Below are 19,595 nucleotides of genomic sequence, written 5' to 3'. Positions count from 1 at the left end.
TGCTATTTGCAAAGTTTTTTTATTTATCTTTTTAAATATTTTTCATGTTTTACAATTTTATTTTTATTCTTTATTCTTTAATCTATTTTTAATATTTTATAAATTTACAAAAAAGGAGCTATTCTTTTGAAAAATTACAATGCCGATAGTATTCAAATTTTAGAAGGTTTGGAAGCAGTTCGCAAACGACCAGGAATGTATATTGGTTCAACTGCTCAAAAAGGACTTCATCATTTAGTCTGGGAAATCGTTGATAATTCCATTGATGAAGCTTTAGCAGGACACGCTAACAATATTACTTTAGAAATCCTACCTGGAGAAATTATTAGTGTTTCTGACAACGGTAGAGGAATCCCAGTTGATATTCACACCAAAACAGGAAAACCAGCAGTAGAAACAATTCTAACTACTCTTCATGCTGGAGGAAAATTTGACAGTTCTTCTTACAAAGTTTCAGGAGGACTTCATGGTGTAGGAGCCTCTGTGGTAAATGCTCTTTCTACTTGGTTTACTGTAGAAATTCATCTCAATAAGCAAATCTATTTTCAAAAATACGAAAAAGGAATTGCAGTTTCGCCTTTGGAAGTAATTGGAAAAACTAACAAACGAGGAACTACTATCCAATTTTTAGCAGACCCTGAAATTTTCCAAGAAACTACCATTTATAACTTTGATACTCTCAAAGAAAGAATGCAACAATTATCTTTTTTAAACAAAGGTCTTAAATTAAACATTGCTGACAAAAGATACGAAAAAGAAACTGTTTTTAACTTTTGCCATGAAAAAGGTTTGCAAGACTACCTAGATTTTATTAACACTAGTCACAAACAAACTCCTTTTCACGAAATTTTTTATCTGGAAAAAGAATCCCAAAAACTAGCTTTTGAAATTGTCTTTGAATACACTACCAAAATTCGTCCCCCTAAAAAAGATGCACAAGGAAACGAAATAGAAGAAAAAGAAGGCAAAGATGATATTCCTAACTACACCCAAAGCCAAAAAATCTTTTCTTTTGTTAACAATATTCCTACTCATGAAGGAGGAACTCACGAAGAAGGCTTTAAACTAGCCCTAAACCGTGTTATTTCTAAATATGCTAAGGAATTCAATCTTTTAAAAAAAGACGAACATTTATTAAGTGAAGACATCTTAGAAGGAATTACTGCTATTATTTCTTTAAAACATCAAGACCCCCAATTTGAAGGACAAACTAAAGCCAAACTAGCAAATACTGAAGTAAGACAAATTACATCCCAATTATTTGGCGAATTTTTAGAAAAATATTTATTAGAACATCCCCAAGATTCAAGAAAAATAATTGATAAATGTCTTCTTTCTGCAAATGCCCGTCTAGCTGCTAAACGTGCTCGTGAAGTAGTAAGAAACAAACCCCTTGATTCTTTAGGTTTTGCCTCCAAATTAGCTGATTGTAGAAGTAAAGACCCTCACATTTCTGAACTCTACATTGTCGAAGGAGATTCAGCGGGCGGTTCTGCTAAACAAGGAAGAGACTCACGTTTTCAAGCTATCCTTCCTTTACGTGGTAAAGTCCTTAATGTAGAAAAAAGTCTAGATGCCAAAATTCTTACCAATAAAGAAATTAAATCCTTAATACAAGCAATTGGTGCAGGAATTAACATTGGTAAAGGCAAAGACTTTAATATGGATAAAATCCGTTATCACAAAATTATCATTATGACAGATGCCGATGTTGATGGAGCTCACATAAGAACTTTACTATTAACTTTCTTTTTCAGACATTTCCGTAAATTAATTGAAAAAGGCTACATCTATTTTGCTCGTCCTCCTTTATACAAATACCAAAAAGGAAAAGGCGCTCCAAAATATTTTTATGATGAAAAAGCCAAACAAACTTTTGCAACTAAAAACAACTTAAAAGATGGTTTCCAAAGATACAAAGGGCTTGGAGAAATGAATCCTAATCAACTTTGGGAAACAACTATGGACCCAGAAACTCGTACTCTTCTCAAAGCAAGCCTCAAAGATGCCCTTAATGCTTTAAGTGATGAAGAAGCCTTAATGGAAGCAGACCAAACTTTTAACATGTTAATGGGAGAAAAAGTCTTACCAAGAAAAAACTTCATCTTAGAAAAAGCCTTAGAAGCTGATTTAGACGTTTAATTATAAATAATTATTTTATACAACTAAAACTAACAAACTATAGCATTAAATAACAACTAAAAAAAGAGGTTAAAAATGAGCGACCAAAAAACTCAAAACAATGAAGCCAACAACCACAAAGACCACGATCATGGCAACATTCAAGAAGTAAACTTAAGCGAGGAGATGAAAAAATCCTTCTTAAGTTATGCAATGAGTGTAATTGTATCAAGAGCTTTACCAGACATTAAAGATGGCTTAAAACCAGTCCAAAGACGTATTTTATATAGTATGAAAGAATTAGGCGTCTACAGTCACGCAAGCTACAAAAAAGCAGCTCGTGTAGTTGGGGATGTTATGGGTAAATACCATCCTCATGGAGATTCAAGCATTTATGAGGCAATGGTAAGAATGGCTCAAGATTTTAGTTACCGTTATCCTTTAGTAGACGGTCATGGAAACTTTGGTTCAATTGATGGCGACAAAGCAGCAGCTATGCGTTATACTGAAGTTAAAATGGCAAAAATGGCAATGGAACTAATCAAAAACATTGACAAAGACACAATTGATTTTGTTGATAATTACGATGGTACTGAAAAAGAACCATTAGTGCTTCCAACAGCTCTTCCCAACTTATTAATTAACGGAGCTACAGGAATTGCAGTAGGAATGGCAACCAAAATCCCTACTCATAATTTAGGCGAAGTCATTGATGGTTTAATTAACTACATTAATAATAAAGACATTTCCATTGATGAATTAATGCAACACATCAAAGGACCTGATTTTCCTACTGGTGGCGAACTTTTAGGCTTACAAAGTTTAAAAAGCGCTTATCACACCGGACAAGGAGCTGTTATCTTAAAGGCTAAAAGTCACGTTTCGGAAGAAAGAGGAAAAATTTCAATCATTGTTACAGAAATTCCTTATCAAGTCAAAAAAACTGATCTAATTGAAAAAATTGCTTTTCTAGTTAAAAACAAAATAGTAGAAGGAATCACAGACCTTAGAGACGAATCCAGTCGCAAAGGAATGAAAATTGTAATCGAACTTAAAAGAGACGCAAACAGTAAAATTATTCTTAACAAGCTTTACAAACATTCCCAATTAAGAATTTCTTTTGGTATCAATATGGTTGCCTTAGTTGGAAAAACTCCCCAATTAGTTTCTTTAAAACAAATCTTAGAAGCTTTTTTCAATTTCCGCATCGAAATTATTAACCGCCAAAAAAGCTTTGAACTCAAAAAAGCAAGCGCAAGAAAACATTTAGTAACAGCTCTTATCACTATTTTAGAAGACATCGAAACTGCTATTAAACTCATCAAAACTTCTACAGATGTCAAAGAAGCCCAAAGCAAATTAATGCAAAGATACAATTTTGATGAAATACAAAGCAAAGCCATTTTAGAAATGAGCCTCCAAAGACTTGCTAACCAAGAAACTCAAAAACTTATCACTGAAGAAAAAAACCTCACTCAAGAAATTTTAGAATGCCAAAGTATCATTGATTCCCAAAAGAAAAAAGAACACATTTTAGAAAAAGAACTTCTAGAAATGAAGAAAAAATACCAAGATGACAGAAAAACTACCCTCAATTTTGATGCGCCCCTAAACTTTGAAGACGAAGACTTAATCGAAGAAAAACCTATCATTATTACAATTACTAACAAAGGCTACATCAAAAGCATGGATATTGATACTTACAAACAACAAAAAAGAGGTGGGCAAGGCGTTTCTGGTATGAAAATCTACGAAGAAGACTTTATTGAACATCTAGCAATTACTTCTACTCACGATTATCACTTATTTTTTACTAACAAAGGCAAAGTCTATCAACTCAAAGGCTACGAAATTCCTTTAGGTCAAAGACAATCCAAAGGGAGCCATCTTGTTAATTTCTTACCATTCGAAAAAGACGAATTTTTAACTTCTTTCACCAGTGTTAAAAACTTTGATCAATCTCAAGATTACTTATTCTTTGCTACCAAAAAAGGCATAGTCAAAAAAACACCTCTCAAAGAATACAGCCACATTTCCAAAAGAGGTCTTATTGCAATTAGGTTAAAAGAAAACGATGAAGTCCTTACAGTAAACAAAACCACAGGCACTAAAAATATCATTCTAGCATCTAACAATGGCAATGCTATTTGTTTTTGTGAAACCAAAATTAAAAGTATTAGTCGCAACAGCATGGGTGTAATTGGAATGCGTCTTGGAAGTGATGAATTCTTAGTAGGAGCTGCTTTATTTGACACTGATTCCAAAGAACAAAACATTTTAGTAATGACTGAAAACGGCTTTGGAAAAATAACCAATGTTAACCAATACCGCATTCAAGCACGTAGTGGCAAAGGCTCTAAAACTATCAAAGTAAACGACCAAAAAGGAAGACTTATTACCCTACAAGTTGTCCTCCCTACAGATGATCTTATTGTTTCTTCTGACAAAGGACAAGTAGTAAGAGTAGCAATTGACCAAATTACCAAAACCAAAAACAAAGCTACCCAAGGAACGCGCATCATCAAATTAAAAACAGGTCATAAAGCAGTTTCAGTAGCGGTTGTCAAAAAAGAAGTACTTGATGTAGATGGCGTAGAAAATTAATTTTAAAACAACAACAAAAGACAAAACACCAAAGGAAAAATAACAAAGGTCTTATCATATTATTTTAATCTCATAATTAAAGGTCTAAACGCATATGAAAACCAAAATATATTTAGAAACAATTACTAATACCCCAAAAGAAACCCAAACATTAGGTTACAATTTAGGAAAAAAACTCATCAATCAAAAAAAAAACACTCCCAAAGAAAAACAAAGCAAAAAAATCATTTTATTACAAGGCTCTTTGGGTTGTGGAAAAACTATCTTTACTAAGGGTTTTATTAAAAGTTTTGCCATCCTTCAAAATGTTTGTAGTCCTACTTTTGTCATTTCTAAAACCTACAAGAACAAATTGCACACTATTTATCATCTTGATTTATATCGCACAGGCCTTGAGACTGAATTTTTAGAAGAACTATTAGAAGACCTTACTTATCAAGATTTTGTTATAGTAGAATATTTTCAAAATTGCAGTTACATTTTTCCTGATTTTGCTTTTTTAGTAGAAATTACATTTTTAAATGAAACTCAAAGAAAAATTACTATCTATCAAAATAGCAACCTTGATAATAAAAATAAAAGTGGATCAAAATGATATGCAAAATACTTATTCCAAAATCAACCTTTAAATTTTTTTGCAAATCTCTAACCAAACTTTTGAAAGCGATACGACAATGAATCACAAAAACATTTTAATTCTAGATACTGCCACCAAAAGCCAAATAGTTATTTTAGTTATCCAAGGAAAAATTACTACTTTCAAATCCCGCCTTGGCAAAAACGATTATGTTCCTTGCATGATTCCTTTAATTGAAAGCGTCTTACAAGAAAATAATTTAGGTCTAAACAACTTAGATGCTTTAATAGTTGGTGTGGGTCCTGGTTCTTATACTGGCACTCGTGTAGCAGTTCTTACAGCCAAAATGTTAGCCTTCAACTTACAAATCCCTTTATACCAAATAAGCAGTCTATTACTTTTATCTAGTGGTTATTCTTATGCTTCACTTACTCCTTTAATTGATGCTAGAAGTAATGCTTTTTTTGCTTTAAGCCTCAAAGAAACCCACATTTACTTAAACGAAGATAGATTTGAAAGCAGTTTCTTGAAATCTTTTCCTAATCATTTATTAATTGAACCAACTACTATCAAAATAGATTTTTGCACCATCAAACAATTTGCAAAAATTGTTTCCAATTGCCATTTATTAGTTCCTAACTACTTAACCAAAACCCAGGCAGAACTCAATTTAGAAAAAATCGATTGATAAAAAAAGTAAAAATATTTTTAAAAAAATTAAATAATCCCAAAAAGAGACTTTTGAAGTCTCTTTTTTTATATATAAAATTGCAAGGAAAGCACTCATGATTATACAGATTAGTGAGCAAAAACCTTGTTTTTTATTTTTTTTGTGATAAAATGACATTAATAGCAAGTTTTTTTATTTTTTGAACTGCTGTGGCAAATTTGTAAAAAGATGGGTTTAAAAAATGTAAAAATGTACATACAAAATAACAATTATTTTTTCATTTCAATATTTACTTTTTGGTTTTAAAAAAATATATATTATTATTTAATTTTTTTAGTTTTAATGATTAAAATTATTTTTATTTTTTTAAAAAACATAAAATAAAAAAGGATCTATATTATAAAAATGAATAATGCAAAAAGAAAAAAATCATTTTATTTAAAAGTATCTAAATTATATTTATTAATTTCTTTATTATTTTTTATATTAAATATTACTTATGTTTTTGCAACAACTAATAAGGAAACACAAACATACACTTCATCCAGTAGAGCATATAAACCTCATAATGAAGGCGAAGAAAAACAAGTAGACTGGGAAAAACCTAATACTTGGGATAAAGTTTATGATTCTAATAATAAACAAATTTCACAAAGATATTTTAAAGAAGGCAGCGACGAAGATAACAAACAAGTTAATTGGGATCACGATAAAACTTGGGATAAAACGTATTATGATGGCAACTTTGCAGAAGAAGTTCAAGCTGAAGAATATATATTAACTGAAAGGCATTACACATCAAATAGCAAAGAATATAAAAAAATAGTTAATTGGAATCACGATAAAACTTATGATATAGAATTAAAAATTATTAATAATAGACCTTATAAATTAAATAAAAGAAGTTATCTCAATGACAATAAAGAAATAAATTGGAAAAGCCCTAATACTTGGAATAGAACTTTAGATGATAATAGTGGACATACATTAGAACAAAGACATTTTAAAACCTCAGAAGATGATATTTATTGGGAACATAAAGAAAATTGGAATAAAGAATATCAAGATAATGAAATGACAAAACAAACATTTTTTAATTCAGATGGAAGCGAAAAGACAACCAGTTATAGTTCAAGTTCCGAAGATGATGATAGTTCTATTAATGTGTATCTTGCAGATGGCGATGCTTCTATGGATGTGAATTCTGAAGATGATGGTGGCTTTGTACCTTTGGATTCCTTTGGTAATAAGGATGATAATGTGTTAATTACATTTGTAGATGATTCTAAAAAAGAAGTTTCGGAACAAGATGAAAATAACAATATAAAAAAACAAAGACTTTATACAATAGAAGATGATAAAAAAGTAGATTGGGAAAATGATGAAACTTATGATGCCGAATATGATGAAAATAATATAAAAATATCTGAAACACATTATTTAAGAGACAGCGAAAATGAAGATGAACAAAAACCAATTGATTATAAAAAAAGTTGGTTCTTCGTAGGTGATGAATTTCGACAATCTGAAATAACAAAAGAAAAAGATGAAACAACTGAAGTAGATAAAAAAGATGAAACAACTGAAGTAGATAAAAAAGATGAAACAACTGAAGTAGATAAAAAAGATGAAACAACTGAAGTAGATAAAAAAGATGAAACAACTGAAGTAGATAAAAAAGATGAAACAACTGAAGTAGATAACGAACCAGTAGTGCCAGCAAATACTAAATCCCCAGAAAAAGAACCAAAAACAAAACTTACCCCCAAAATTGTTATGGGTGTTTTAGTAACCACTATTGTTGTTTCTTTGATTTATGTATATGTCAAAAGAGAACAACTTTTTAAAAAATAATGTTTAAAATATTTTTATTATTATAATTTTTGATATAAATAATAAATTTCATTAAAGAAAATAAGGGATATATATTGTAATATATATTATAAAAATAAATAATCTAAAGAAAAATATTTTACTTCTTAATGAAAAATTAGTAAAAGCTATTCATGACGGATTAATAAAACCTGCTAATAATGCAAGTTTAAATAAGGAACAAATTTTAGAAATAACCCAAAATGTCAAGATAATTAAAGATACTACACAAGAAATAAAAACAGAAGATCACACCAAAAAAGAATTATCCCAAAAAGAAACCAATCTTTTAGCTTGGCATACAGTAGGACAAGCAGTTATGAAACATTACTGCAATATTCAATTACATGAAATGTCTGTAAAACCTAACAACAACATCGGAAAATGTAATATAATAATACCTCATGAAGACAATGAACAAATCAAAACTAAAGAAAATTATGAAAAAGATTTACTTATTTATTTAAGTGGAAGAGCAGAAGAAATAGCTTTTTGTGCAACTGAGGCTAACCTTTCTCAAAATGATTTAGAAAAAGCTAATAAAGTTGTCGAAGAAATTGTTAAAAATAAAATATTTCATATCGATACAGATTTTAGTCCCAACACTAAAGGCAATCTAGAAGTACAACATCAACATATTTTTGATAAATATTTAGATAAAGCTAAAAATATTTTTAGAAAAGATAAGAAATTATTTTTTTAGTCTTGAAAAGAAAAAAAGACTAACTTAATAGTTAGTCTTAAAGAATTTTTAAAAAGTAAAAAGTTGTCCAAAGTTTTGGAACACCTCATCAATTACAAAATTTAATCAAAAGCATAAAAATAATAAAAGAAACTACAAAAGATAAAAACCCGCAATCAGAACAACATTTCTTAAGCCAACATATAACTACATTTTTTGTAATTTCAGTTGTTTTAATCATGTCTATTTTTTTGTTTGGTTTTTGATTAAAAACACAAAAAATAAAAGAGGCCCATAAAAATGATTAGAAAAATTCCTCGCAAAAAATTAATTAAATTATTAGTTATCTTAACTTCTATTGCATTTTTAAGTTATTTAATTTATGATTTCAATCCCCAAGTTTTTAATAATCGTCCTTACCTTGATTACACCCAAGTAAGTAAAAAAATTGAAAATAAAGACTACAATCGCGAAATACGTTTATTTCAACACGAAACATTTTTAAGAAGCCAACCATATTTTATTTTATTGTTAACTGATAATAATAAAAAATAGCAATGTGTTATTAATGGAGGAGAACAATGGGAAAAAGTCAAAAAAGCTTTAGAACAAAAAGAAATAGAATATTCAGACCCCATCCAAGCACATCCTCATTATTTCAATATTATTACTAATTTTGGTTCTTCTTGTTTTAGTTTTATTTGGATGTATTATATTATTGGTGGTAATTTATTCCGCCAAATGAAACTTACTAGAATGGCAAAATGAAAAATAAATACTGCAGGATACCAACCCATAACTTTTAATGATGTAGCAGGCAACAAAGAAGAAAAAGAAGAATTACAAGAAATAGTAGGTTTCTTAAAAAAATCCAAAACAATATCAAACATTGGGAGTTGTAATGCCTAAAGGAGTTATCTTTGAAGTAACTCCAGGTACAGGAAAAACCTTACTTGCAAAAGCCTTAGCTGGAGAAGCAGGTGTCCCTTTTTACGTCGTTGCTGGTTCTGAATTTGTCCAAATGTATGTTGGAGTTGGGGCAGCACGTGTAAGAAAACTCTTTGAAGAAGCTAGAGAAGCCTCCCCATGTATTATTTTTATTGATGAAATTGATGTTTTGGGAGGCAAAAGAAGTGAAGGAGATTTTGGAGGAAACAGCGAAAAAGACCAAACCCTAAATCAATTACTTACTGAAATGGACGGTTTCCACCAAACCAAAGGAATCGTAGTAATTGCAGCTACCAATAGAATAGATATTATAGATGATGCCTTACTACGTCCAGGAAGATTTGACCGCAAAGTAACTGTTGGCTTGCCTGATTTAGAAGCAAGAGAAGCTATCTTAAAATACATACCAAAAAGAAAAAAATAGCTACTGATGTTGATTTATTACAAATAGATAAAAGAACTCCCGGTATGTCAGGCGCAGAACTTGCAGCTATTGTAAATGAAGCTACCATCTTAGCTACTAAAAATAAACAATTAGAAGTTAATATGAAAGATTTAGAAGAATCCATTGACAAAGTGAGTATAGGTCCTGCCAAAAAATCACGCAAAACTGAAGAAAAAGAAAAAATCATGACAGCTTATCACGAAGCAGGGCATGCCGTTATTTTAATGAAACACCCTCATTCAGAATCCAAAGTAAGAACCATTATAATTACTCCAAGAGGAGGAGCTCTAGGTTATGTGTGGCACACTTCTGATAAAGAATATTTTAGTCAAACCGAAGATAAATTAAAATATACTATAGTTTGCTTTCTAGGGGGAGCAGCATCCGAAGAACTTTTTTTGTAAATCTAGAACAAATGGAGTTTATTCAGATCTAAAATCAGTTACTCGCATTGCTTTTGGGATGGTTGCTTATTCTGGAATGAGTCCTTTAGGATATATTAATTTTGAACATTGTTCAGAACAAACTCGTTATCAAGTAGACCAAGAAGTTAAAAAAATAGTTGATGAATGTTATAAAACATCCAAAGAACTTTTAATAACTAATAAAACATTAGTTGAAAAAATAACCAAAGCTTTATTAGAAAAAGACACCCTCAACCAAAAAGAAGTTTATTCTTTAGATGAAAAAAATCAAACTCCAACAAAATCCAAAGCAAAAAGTAAACCAAAAATAACAACAACCAAATAAAAAATAAAAGAGTCCTTTTGGGACTCTTTTTTTGTTATATATTATATAAAAAAAGAGGTATTATCAAAAATCAAAAAAACAAATTAGGATTTGCTGTAAGATCATATTTTTTAGAAGCTTTAGTAATTTGTTTCTGATAATACGCTGCAATACCTATCATAGCAGCTTGATCAGTACAATATTGCAAACTAGGAAAAATAACTTCCAAGTTAGCAAAAGATGCCATAAACTTTTGTCTTAAACCAGAATTAGAAGCAACTCCACCAGTAACAATTAATTGTTTAGCACGATATTTGTTTAAAGCTCTTTTAGTTTTTTCATATAAAACATCAATAACACTAGCTTGAAAAGAAGCGCACAAATCAGGAATGTGGATATCTTTTAGGTTTTGTTTCATCACTAAATTTACCAAAGTGCTTTTGAGTCCTGAAAAACTAAAATTCAGATTATCATTTTTTAAATAAGGGCGCACCAAATGATAAGTGTCTTTTCCTTGTTGGGCTAATTGATCAATCAAAGGTCCTCCAGGATAAGGCAGATTGAGGTTTTTAGCAATTTTATCATAAACTTCTCCTACTGCATCATCAAGAGTAGTGCCAAGAGGTTTGATTTGGAGGTGGTCCGTAAGATAAAAAAGATCGGTGTGTCCTCCAGAAACTAAAAGTACTAAGGCAGGAAAATTAATTTCATGTTCAATTTGAGCAGAATAGATATGCCCTAATAAATGATTTACTCCCAAAAGAGGCTTTTGATAAGTGTAGGCAAAAACATTAGCGGCGTTAATGCCAACTAGCAACGAACCTACCAAACCAGGTCCTTGGGTAACTGCTACTAAATCAATTTCTTGGGGGGTAAGGTTCGCTTCTTTAAGGGCTTGTTGTAATACCAAAGTCATAAATTGAATATGTTTTCTAGAAGCTATTTCAGGGACTACTCCACCAAAAATTTGATGATCTTTAATTTGGGAAAAAACTACATTAGAAAGTACTTTTTTACCATTTTGAGTAACTGCACAACTCGTTTCATCACAACTAGTTTCGATTGATAAAATATTCATATAATTTCCTTTTTACAATTTTATTTTTACATTAATAAATATAGTTTAAAATAATTAAGTTATCTAAAAATGAAACAGTTAGGTTTTTTAAAAAGAAGGTTGATACCATTGATTATTTTCAATTATTTTAACTGCATTTTGATCTAATTGGTTTTTCCATTCTAAAATAGTTTTGGTTTGTATTATTTGGTTAGGCAAAATATCTGCTAAGGGAGCAAGGACAAAAATTCTTTCTAACATATAGGGATGAGGAATAGTTAATTTAGGAGTTTTACAAGTATGATTACCCAAAAACAAAATATCTAAATCAATAGTACGCGGTCCCCATAATTCCAGTCGTTTTCTTTTGAGTTTCATTTCTACAGATAATAAAAAATCTAAAAAAAGTAAGGGAGGTAGGAAAGTTTTGATAAGAGCAGCAGCGTTTAAAAATAAAGGTTGGTCTGTTTTTCCCCAAGGAAGAGTTTCATACAAAGGAGAAACTTTCAAAACTTCGCATTGAGGATGCAAATTAATCATTTTTAAAGCAGTTTGTAAATTATTCTTTTTAGCTCCCAGATTACTACCAAGTCCTATGGCTGCTACATTGTTATTAAGTTTCATTGTTTTATACGTTCTTTACTTGGGTATAGTTATAAAAAATAGAAAAATTTTTGCAAAATATTTGTTTTTAGAAAAATATTTGATAAGTTTGACAAGTCATAAATTCTTTTTTTTTAAAAATGTGTTTTATTTGCGTTTTTTATGTTGCAAGAATTAATGTTTTTCATTATTTTAAAAGGGATAATTTTAAAATATATTTAGGATAACAATATTTGTATTTTTTTCATTAAAGTATCTGCTAAAAGCAAACTATTTTTATTCATTTTGACATTATGTACTCGAAAAATCGAAGCTCCTTTAGTTCTTAACAAAAAATTAGCAGTGGCAGTAATGGCATCTAATGATTCTACTTGCAAAAGGCTTTCAGTTGGAATTATTGCTTTAAGAAATCTTTTACGTGAAAGACCTACCAATATGGGTAGTTCCATTTTAGTTAATTGCTCAAATTCTTTTATAATATCAAAGTTTTCATCAATGTTTTTTTCAAAACCAAACCCAGGGTCAATTACTATTGCCTCTGTTGCAATTTGGGCTTGTTTGGCAATTTCTAAGGAATGATTTAAAAAATAAAATTGGTCTTGCAAGGCATTAGAAAGTTTTTTGCGATTTCTGCCTGTATGCATAATACAAACACCTGCATTTAATGAGGCAATTGTTTGTGCCATTTGAGGATTTTGTTGCAAGCCACAAACATCATTGATAATATGAGCTCCTGCTTTAATGGCTAATTTAGCGGTTTGAAAATGATAAGTATCAACAGAAATAATGGCTTTAGGATGACGTGATAATTCTTTAATAACAGGCAAAATGCGTTTTTGTTCTTCTAAAGGGGTAATTGGGATTGCTCCTGGACGAGTAGATTCGCCTCCAATATCAATGATATCAGAACCTTCTTTGAGACAACGAAGAGCATGATTAACTGCTTTTTGAGTAGTAAAATGTTGGTTCCCATCTGAAAAAGAATCAGGAGTAACATTAATAATTGCCATAATTAAGGCTTTATGAGAAATTTCAATTTGGCGGTTGTGAGCCAGTTTCCATATTTTAGGGTGTTTGGAATAGAAATTAATTGTTTGATTGTTAAGTCCCATCATAAACTTGGTTACCTTTATATCTATGTTTTATAATTTTAAGAATTGGAATAAAGTTATTTTGCCCAAAGATGTTTATTATTAAAGAGGGTTGCCAAAAAACACAAAAAATGTTTTTTCATCAATTCATTTTAGAAAAAAATAATAAGGCTAGGGGGTTATTAAAATAGATATTTTTATAACAAATTAATCTTTTTCTAAAATAAATGTCAAGGAAAAAAAAGAAAAGACCGTGCTGATACGGTCTTCGCTTATTTGAAAATTAAGTATTGAAATAAATAAGCAATTTATGTAATTTAAAATTTTAAAGGAGCTTAAAATTAAAAATAGTTGTTACTTACAAATCACAAATAATAAAAATAGCAAAACAATATTATGGTTTTTGTATGTTATATTTTATCTGTAATTTTTTTTCTTTAGTTTGGAATCCAGAAGGAAAAACTTTAGAAGCATAAATGGTAAATTGAACAATAATTTTTTTTAAATTACCGTTTTGATCAATAATAACTGGTTTATTTTTATTGTCATAAGAAACAAAACTTTGTTGAGGTTGTTCTTTGTATTTCCATAAAATCTGAACATTAAAAAAATCTTTTAATTGTTCGTTTAAATCAAGGTCTTCAAAAAAATAATTAATATCTAGTTTGGTATTTTTTCCGTTTATAAAAGTTAATTTGTCATTTTGAGTTTTTAGAGTAGCTTCTTGTTCAAAAATAACTCTATCTGTTTGTTCTGTTGTCATTAAAAAATTATGTTCTGCAGGAACTAAAAATTTTTTATTGGTGTCGTGAAGATCTGCGGGTTGGGAAACTGACAATTCTGCAGGAGCAGCAATTTTTAATCCAAAATTGCTATCCTTTTTTAATTTATGCCAATCTTCTATAGCATAAGCGATGGTTGTAATAAAAAAAATTAATACTAAAACCAAAAGTATTTTGAAAAAAAGTTTTTTTCTTTGGTAAAATATAGACACTTATTTGGTTCTTTCTAACATCAAGGATATAAAAATATAATGTAACTAAAATATAGCTACAATTTTATTGTATCTTAAAATAGCCAAAAAGATAATCAAAAATATTGTTTAAGTGTTTTTTAAAGGTGGGTTTTAAAAGTTTTTAGGATAAAAAGTTTTGACTGTTCTAAAACTTTAAACAAAATAAGGGATTAAAAATAATGCATTCCATTATAAGTTAATCTGTAATTTCGTTAAGATAAAATCCAAATCCTTTATAGCCAATATGAGCTGCTACTACAGGAGAAATAGCACCATAAAGAGTAGCTTTAATTTGGGGGTTAGCTAAGTTTGTGATTTGTGCTAAAAGTTCTTTGGCATCTTTGTCATCATCTACATAAATAACTTGAATATCAAGTTTATTATTTGCAGTTTTGTGTTCTAATATTTTTTTAAGACAATAATTAAAACAGTTTTTTAAGTTTCTTACTTTTTTTTCAATTGATAACACTCCTTGTTGAAATTTTAAAATAGGATGTATTTTCAAAAGATTGCCAATTAAAAATCTAAATTTGGAGATACGTCCATTATAAGCTAATATTTTTAAATTATTAACAGTGCATAACAAAAATCCTTTTAGTTTTTCTTCATTGATTTTATCAGTGATTGTTTGAGGGCAAACATCAGGGTTTTGAGTAAGCCAATCATTGATTCTTTGTAAGAAAAAATAAACTCCAGGACCAATATTTTGAGTATCAATAACAGTAATATTAGGATTGTTAAGCATTTTTTTAGCTAAAAGAGCACTATTATGAGTACCACTTAGTTTACTGGATAAAGTTAAACAAATAACGTGTTTATATCCTAAGTCAAATTGTTCCTTGAAAGCTTTAATAAAAAGCTCTGGATTGGGTTGGCTGGTAGTTACTTTTTGTTTGTTTTCAATAAAATTTAGTAAAGTGGTATTGTCAATGGCACCATCCATATAGCTAGTTTCTCCAACAATTAATGTTAAAGGCACTACTGAAATATCTTCAAAAAAGTTTTTGCCATAAGTATTCCCGCAAGTAGAATCAACTACAATGCCTAATTTTCGTTTATTCATTTATTTGTTTCCTTTTCGTCTTTGATTGGTATATTTGGTTTGGGGGTTGAGGTTAGTTGAGATTGTTTTATTTTATAAAATGGGGTTGTATTTTATTTATTTTGTATTTTGAAGAATTTTTATTTTAATTAATTCATAAAAATAGCTAAATATTCTTTAAGTTTTTCTTGTTCATTAGTTTGAAACATCATCCCTTCTAAAGCAATAGAAATATTTCCTGTTTCCTCAGAGACAACAATTGTCATACTATCTGTAGTTTCGCTAATCCCTAAAGCTGCACGGTGACGCGAACCAGTTTTTTTGTCTAAGGAATCAGTTGATGAAGACAAGGTAAAATAGGCACTAGCGCACAAAATTTTATCTCCTCTAATAATAACTGCTCCATCGTGTAAAGGTGTGTTGAGAGCAAAGATGTTTAATAACAATTCTTTAGAAACATTACCATCAATTAAGATAGCTTTTTGGGCGTATTGTTCCAAAGTATTATTTTTTTCAATCGTAATTAAGGCTCCTATTTTACGAGAAGCAAGTTCTAAAGTAGCTTTAATAATTTCTTTTTGGGTATTATCTCCACCCATAAAAAAGTTTTTTCGTTTGATGTTCCAATGCTTAGACCAATTATTAAAAGCAACTCTTAAATAAGGAGCTTTGATGATGATGATACTAGTTAGAATAAAATTTAATAAACAATCATAAATGTTTTCAGAAATATCTAAACTAAGATATCTTTTAAAAATAGGTTCAACAAAAGTATCATGGTAGCTTTTCAAACCATAAACAAGGGAAAATAACAGCAAAAATAAAAATACCATATTTAAAACTTGATATTTGCGTAAGAAAAAATGAAAAACAATAAAGATACACAAAAACAAAAAAACTGTCCATAAAGGAGAAGTGCCAAACATAGAAATTCCTTTCAAAAATGATTATGATTGATAAATTGCAAAATTTGGGAGGCGAAAAAAGGGGCGATATTAGAAAGCAAAACAATCAATTTATAATTAATTTTTAGCAAGCAAAAAACCAAAGCAAACCATTTTATTTTGAAATAATAAAATAATACAATGATAAAATAACGAAATTAGTTAATACAATTTATAATAATTTTTTGTGTTTTTGAATAAAGATTTTTTTAGCCCATATCATAACTAATGAATAAATAACTACTAAAAATAACAAAAAGGAAAAAATTGTAGGTTTTTCAAAAATTGATTTATCTAAATTAAGGGCTTGACTTACAATAGGCATTAAAGGAAGGAAAGTAGTAATTACCAAACCTAAACAACAACATGCCATAATAAGGAAAGAAGGAAGGTTTTTTTGATTGTTTTTAGCAATAATTTTGTCAGTTCGCAGTAAGAAAAGGGTTAATGTTTGTGACCACATTGAAAAAATAAACCAACTAGTTTGAAATAATTGTGGACTTTGGGATAAGTTTTTTAAAATAAATTTCATTCCACTTAAAAAAGCCACATCCAATAAGAAAGAAAAAAAACCAAACCATAACATAAAACTTTTAATACTTGCAAAATCCCATTTGCGTGGTTTTTGTAAATAAATATCATCAACATTATCAAAAGGAATAGCAAAACAAATCAAATCATAGATAAGGTCTAAAAATAAAACTTGTAAAACTATCATAGGTTGAAAATTAAGACATAAACTAGCAAGCAAAATACTGAGGGAATTGGCAAAATTAGAAGATAGAGTAAATTTAATGTATTTAAGGGCGTTAGTATAGGTTTTTCTTCCTTCTACAACTCCTTGTTCTAAAACGATAAGTTGTTTTTCTAACAAAATAATATCTGCAATTTCTTTAGTAATTTCAGCACCACTATCAACACAAATACCTAAATTAGCTTGTTTCATAGCATAAGCATCGTTAATTCCGTCACCCATAAAAGCAACGATATTGCCTTTTTGTTTAAAAACAGATACAATTCTTGCTTTTTGTTCGGGGGATAATTTAGTAAAAAGATTAGTTTTTTGAGAAGCTTCGTAAAGAGCATCATCACTTAAATTATCGATGATACTTCCTTGAAGACAATAAGTTGTTTGAATATTTAATTTTTGGGCAATAGCTTTGGTAAGAATATCGTTGTCTCCTGTAAGGACTTTAACAATAATACCTTTTTGTTGCAAAGAGGCAATAGTTTGGGTTGAACTTTCTTTAATAGGGTCTAAAAAAGTAAGCAATCCGATTAGAACCATTGATTTTTCTTCAATTTGTCCAGGAGTAAAACAGGGTTGTTGTTTGGGATTTGAGATAAGTTTTTGGGCTACTCCAACTACGCGATAACCTTTTTGATTATAAGTTATGGTTTGTTGCAGGACTATTTGTTTGCTTTGGTCACTTAAAGGAACAACTTTGCCTTCAAGTTCTACATGATCACAAATAGCAAGTATTTCTTCAATTGCTCCTTTAGTAATCATTTGTTGTTTTTGGGAAACATCTTGTATTACTACACTCATTTTTCTTCTTTTAAAATCAAAAGGAATTTCATCAATTTTGGTAAATTGCTCGGTGATTCCTTGTAAAGAAGGATGTAGAGTTTGGGCATTATTTGTTTTGGTAATAATGGCTTTATCAATTAAACTTTTAAGCCCTGTTTGAAAAAAACTATTCAGATAGGCATGACGCAAAACACGGATATCTTCGTTGCCATTAAGGTCTAAGAAATTTTCCAAAAAGATTTGGTCTTCGGTAAGGGTTCCTGTTTTGTCAGTAAATAAAATATTCATTGCTCCAAAACTAGAAATAGCATTTAGGTTTTTAACAATTACTTTGCGCTTGGATAAAGCAACAATTCCTTTAGAAAAAGAAGTAGCAACAATTAGGGGAAGCATTTTAGGAGTAAGTCCAAAGGCAATAGTAAGAGCAAAAAGAAATGATTGTAATAAAGTATTTTGAGGTTTTTTAAAGTTGAATAAAAATACTAAAGGCGCCATTAAACAAATACATATCATAAGTAATTTAGCAATGGTATTAATACTTTGATCTAAGTGTGAAAGGGATTTTTTTTTAGTAATTTCCTGGCTGATATTACCTAAATAAGTATCTTTTCCGGTGACTAAAACAATACCTGTAGCATAACCAGAAATAACAGTTGAACCTGCTAAAACTAATTTAGGATCGTCTAAAATAGTTTCACTTTGTAAAAAAGCACACGCCATTTTTTCTACTGGTTCTGATTCACCAGTAAAAGTAGTAGTTTTTACAAAAAAATCTTTAGTTTCTAATAATTTAATATCAGCTGGAATAATATCTCCTGCCGAAAGAATAACAATATCTCCTCTTACTACTTCTTCTAAAGCGATTTCCAATTTAGAATTATTTCGTTTAACTGCAGTTGTATTTTGTACCAAAGTTTTTAATTGAGAAGTAATTTTTAAATGTTTACTTTCTTGACTAAATTGGACAATGACAGAACCCAAAAACATTAAAATAGTAGTTATAATAGTAGCATAACTTCTATTTTCTGGACTGGGAGTAAGAACATCATTAACCAAAGAAATAAGAGTTAAAATTAATAAAACAATATTAAAAGGAGTAATTGCAATTTGGAGTAATTGTTTAGTAAAAATGGTTTTGATTTCTTGAGATAAAATATTTTTACCATACAAACTTTGATGCAACATTACTTGATTTTGATCTAATCCTTGCAAAGAAGAATTAAGGGTTTGTAGAGTTTGTTCTTGGGATTTTTGACTCATAGTTTTTAAAAAATCAATTGTTTCTTGGCGTTTTAAATTTACTTTTTTCATATTAATCAATTCCTTTTTTGAGATTTTTAAAAGTTAAAAGTTAATCAAAAACAATTAAAAACTGAAACTTTAATAATTGATAATTAGGGTAAAATGTTAATATTATAATATAAAAGGCTATGTTTATTATAGACAATAAGTTTTTTTGGTAGTTTTTTGGGTGGGGGGGTTGTGTTAGTTTATATATACTATTATATTTGTTTTATAATTATTATTTTATGTAATTAGTTATCTTAATTATGGATTATTAATAAATAAATTAGTTTTGGTTGTTTTTTATTATACAATGACAACTAATTAACTACTATTTTATATATTCCAAATACACAAAAAACACCCTATTAAAGGGCGTT

At 29.3% G+C, this 19,595-nt stretch carries 17 protein-coding genes and 1 pseudogene; 10 read left to right on the top strand and 8 right to left on the bottom strand.

Translation table 11 applies throughout. The features are described 5' to 3' along the window. Window positions 1–126: 126 nt before the first annotated feature. From EXT02_RS00935 to EXT02_RS00905, 7 genes are all read left to right on the top strand, one after another. A complete protein-coding gene (locus tag EXT02_RS00935) occupies window positions 127–2,142 on the top strand; it encodes a DNA topoisomerase subunit B (RefSeq protein ID WP_130427527.1) in 2,016 nt (671 codons plus the stop codon). Between the two features lie 75 nt (window positions 2,143–2,217). Beyond that, a complete protein-coding gene (gyrA, locus tag EXT02_RS00930) occupies window positions 2,218–4,725 on the top strand; it encodes a DNA gyrase subunit A (protein WP_165383238.1) in 2,508 nt (835 codons plus the stop codon). A 94-nt stretch (window positions 4,726–4,819) separates the two neighbouring features. After that, window positions 4,820–5,320 (top strand): tRNA (adenosine(37)-N6)-threonylcarbamoyltransferase complex ATPase subunit type 1 TsaE, encoded by a 501-nt coding sequence (tsaE, locus tag EXT02_RS00925; protein ID WP_130427525.1) that lies wholly within the window; start codon window positions 4,820–4,822, stop codon window positions 5,318–5,320. Window positions 5,321–5,399: 79 nt separating this feature from the next. Further along, on the top strand, window positions 5,400–5,990 hold the full coding sequence (gene tsaB, locus EXT02_RS00920; RefSeq protein ID WP_130427523.1) for a tRNA (adenosine(37)-N6)-threonylcarbamoyltransferase complex dimerization subunit type 1 TsaB: 591 nt from the start codon (window positions 5,400–5,402) through the stop codon (window positions 5,988–5,990). 387 nt (window positions 5,991–6,377) lie between these two features. Further along, window positions 6,378–7,826 (top strand): hypothetical protein, encoded by a 1,449-nt coding sequence (locus EXT02_RS00915; RefSeq protein WP_130427521.1) that lies wholly within the window; start codon window positions 6,378–6,380, stop codon window positions 7,824–7,826. 67 nt (window positions 7,827–7,893) lie between these two features. Further along, window positions 7,894–8,547 carry a hypothetical protein gene (locus tag EXT02_RS03050; RefSeq protein WP_130427519.1) on the top strand — a complete coding sequence of 218 codons (654 nt, stop codon included), beginning with the start codon at window positions 7,894–7,896 and terminating at the stop codon, window positions 8,545–8,547. Window positions 8,548–8,826: 279 nt separating this feature from the next. Beyond that, window positions 8,827–9,081, top strand: a complete 255-nt coding sequence (locus EXT02_RS00905) for a hypothetical protein (RefSeq protein WP_130427517.1) — start codon at window positions 8,827–8,829, stop codon at window positions 9,079–9,081. A 155-nt stretch (window positions 9,082–9,236) separates the two neighbouring features. On the opposite strand, the gene EXT02_RS00900 is transcribed toward EXT02_RS00905, so the two are convergent. Next, window positions 9,237–9,416 carry a hypothetical protein gene (locus tag EXT02_RS00900; protein ID WP_130427515.1) on the bottom strand — a complete coding sequence of 60 codons (180 nt, stop codon included), beginning with the start codon at window positions 9,414–9,416 and terminating at the stop codon, window positions 9,237–9,239. A gap of 11 nt (window positions 9,417–9,427) precedes the next feature. Between EXT02_RS00900 and EXT02_RS03045 the strand changes: the two genes are divergently transcribed. From EXT02_RS03045 to EXT02_RS03140, 3 genes and pseudogenes are all read left to right on the top strand, one after another. Continuing rightward, complete coding sequence (locus EXT02_RS03045) at window positions 9,428–9,898, top strand: AAA family ATPase (protein WP_130427513.1); 471 nt, start codon at window positions 9,428–9,430, stop codon at window positions 9,896–9,898. 44 nt (window positions 9,899–9,942) lie between these two features. Further along, the gene (locus EXT02_RS03145) at window positions 9,943–10,323 is read left to right on the top strand and encodes a hypothetical protein (protein WP_130427511.1); all 381 of its coding nucleotides are present in this window, start codon (window positions 9,943–9,945) and stop codon (window positions 10,321–10,323) included. A 13-nt stretch (window positions 10,324–10,336) separates the two neighbouring features. After that, a pseudogene (locus EXT02_RS03140) lies at window positions 10,337–10,669 on the top strand (hypothetical protein); the annotation flags it as partial. 70 nt (window positions 10,670–10,739) lie between these two features. Here EXT02_RS03140 and tsaD read toward each other — a convergent pair. From tsaD to mgtA, 7 genes are all read right to left on the bottom strand, one after another. Then, window positions 10,740–11,726: a tRNA (adenosine(37)-N6)-threonylcarbamoyltransferase complex transferase subunit TsaD gene (gene tsaD, locus EXT02_RS00880; RefSeq protein WP_130427507.1), complete on the bottom strand. Its 987-nt coding sequence runs from the start codon at window positions 11,724–11,726 to the stop codon at window positions 10,740–10,742. 87 nt (window positions 11,727–11,813) lie between these two features. Further along, complete coding sequence (gene folK / locus EXT02_RS00875) at window positions 11,814–12,329, bottom strand: 2-amino-4-hydroxy-6-hydroxymethyldihydropteridine diphosphokinase (RefSeq protein ID WP_071345728.1); 516 nt, start codon at window positions 12,327–12,329, stop codon at window positions 11,814–11,816. Window positions 12,330–12,526: 197 nt separating this feature from the next. Then, window positions 12,527–13,423 carry a dihydropteroate synthase gene (gene folP, locus EXT02_RS00870; protein WP_130427505.1) on the bottom strand — a complete coding sequence of 299 codons (897 nt, stop codon included), beginning with the start codon at window positions 13,421–13,423 and terminating at the stop codon, window positions 12,527–12,529. 370 nt (window positions 13,424–13,793) lie between these two features. Further along, window positions 13,794–14,393, bottom strand: a complete 600-nt coding sequence (locus tag EXT02_RS00865) for a hypothetical protein (protein WP_130427503.1) — start codon at window positions 14,391–14,393, stop codon at window positions 13,794–13,796. 217 nt (window positions 14,394–14,610) lie between these two features. Then, the gene (locus EXT02_RS00860; protein WP_071345725.1) at window positions 14,611–15,477 is read right to left on the bottom strand and encodes a DegV family protein; all 867 of its coding nucleotides are present in this window, start codon (window positions 15,475–15,477) and stop codon (window positions 14,611–14,613) included. 128 nt (window positions 15,478–15,605) lie between these two features. Further along, on the bottom strand, window positions 15,606–16,397 hold the full coding sequence (locus EXT02_RS00855; protein ID WP_130427501.1) for a diadenylate cyclase: 792 nt from the start codon (window positions 16,395–16,397) through the stop codon (window positions 15,606–15,608). 175 nt (window positions 16,398–16,572) lie between these two features. Continuing rightward, complete coding sequence (mgtA, locus tag EXT02_RS00850) at window positions 16,573–19,242, bottom strand: magnesium-translocating P-type ATPase (protein WP_165383237.1); 2,670 nt, start codon at window positions 19,240–19,242, stop codon at window positions 16,573–16,575. Window positions 19,243–19,595: the final 353 nt, after the last annotated feature.

The organism is 'Catharanthus roseus' aster yellows phytoplasma, from assembly GCF_004214875.1.
GTDB lineage: Bacteria > Bacillota_I > Bacilli_A > Acholeplasmatales > Acholeplasmataceae > Phytoplasma > Phytoplasma asteris.
The sequence above is the reverse complement of the archived record's forward strand: the minus strand, read 5'-3'. Positions and strand labels throughout refer to the sequence as shown.

Bases quoted from the DNA above. Each gene is read 5' to 3' on its own strand.
- gyrA (WP_165383238.1), top strand. From the start codon at position 2,218: ATGAGCGACCAAAAAACTCAAAACAATGAAGCCAACAACCACAAAGAC.
- tsaE (WP_130427525.1), top strand. From the start codon at position 4,820: ATGAAAACCAAAATATATTTAGAAACAATTACTAATACCCCAAAAGAA.
- tsaB (WP_130427523.1), top strand. From the start codon at position 5,400: ATGAATCACAAAAACATTTTAATTCTAGATACTGCCACCAAAAGCCAA.
- EXT02_RS00915 (WP_130427521.1), top strand. From the start codon at position 6,378: ATGAATAATGCAAAAAGAAAAAAATCATTTTATTTAAAAGTATCTAAA.
- EXT02_RS00905 (WP_130427517.1), top strand. From the start codon at position 8,827: ATGATTAGAAAAATTCCTCGCAAAAAATTAATTAAATTATTAGTTATC.
- EXT02_RS00900 (WP_130427515.1), bottom strand. From the start codon at position 9,416: ATGTTTGATATTGTTTTGGATTTTTTTAAGAAACCTACTATTTCTTGT.
- EXT02_RS03045 (WP_130427513.1), top strand. From the start codon at position 9,428: ATGCCTAAAGGAGTTATCTTTGAAGTAACTCCAGGTACAGGAAAAACC.
- EXT02_RS03145 (WP_130427511.1), top strand. From the start codon at position 9,943: ATGTCAGGCGCAGAACTTGCAGCTATTGTAAATGAAGCTACCATCTTA.
- tsaD (WP_130427507.1), bottom strand. From the start codon at position 11,726: ATGAATATTTTATCAATCGAAACTAGTTGTGATGAAACGAGTTGTGCA.
- folK (WP_071345728.1), bottom strand. From the start codon at position 12,329: ATGAAACTTAATAACAATGTAGCAGCCATAGGACTTGGTAGTAATCTG.
- folP (WP_130427505.1), bottom strand. From the start codon at position 13,423: ATGATGGGACTTAACAATCAAACAATTAATTTCTATTCCAAACACCCT.
- EXT02_RS00860 (WP_071345725.1), bottom strand. From the start codon at position 15,477: ATGAATAAACGAAAATTAGGCATTGTAGTTGATTCTACTTGCGGGAAT.
- mgtA (WP_165383237.1), bottom strand. From the start codon at position 19,242: ATGAAAAAAGTAAATTTAAAACGCCAAGAAACAATTGATTTTTTAAAA.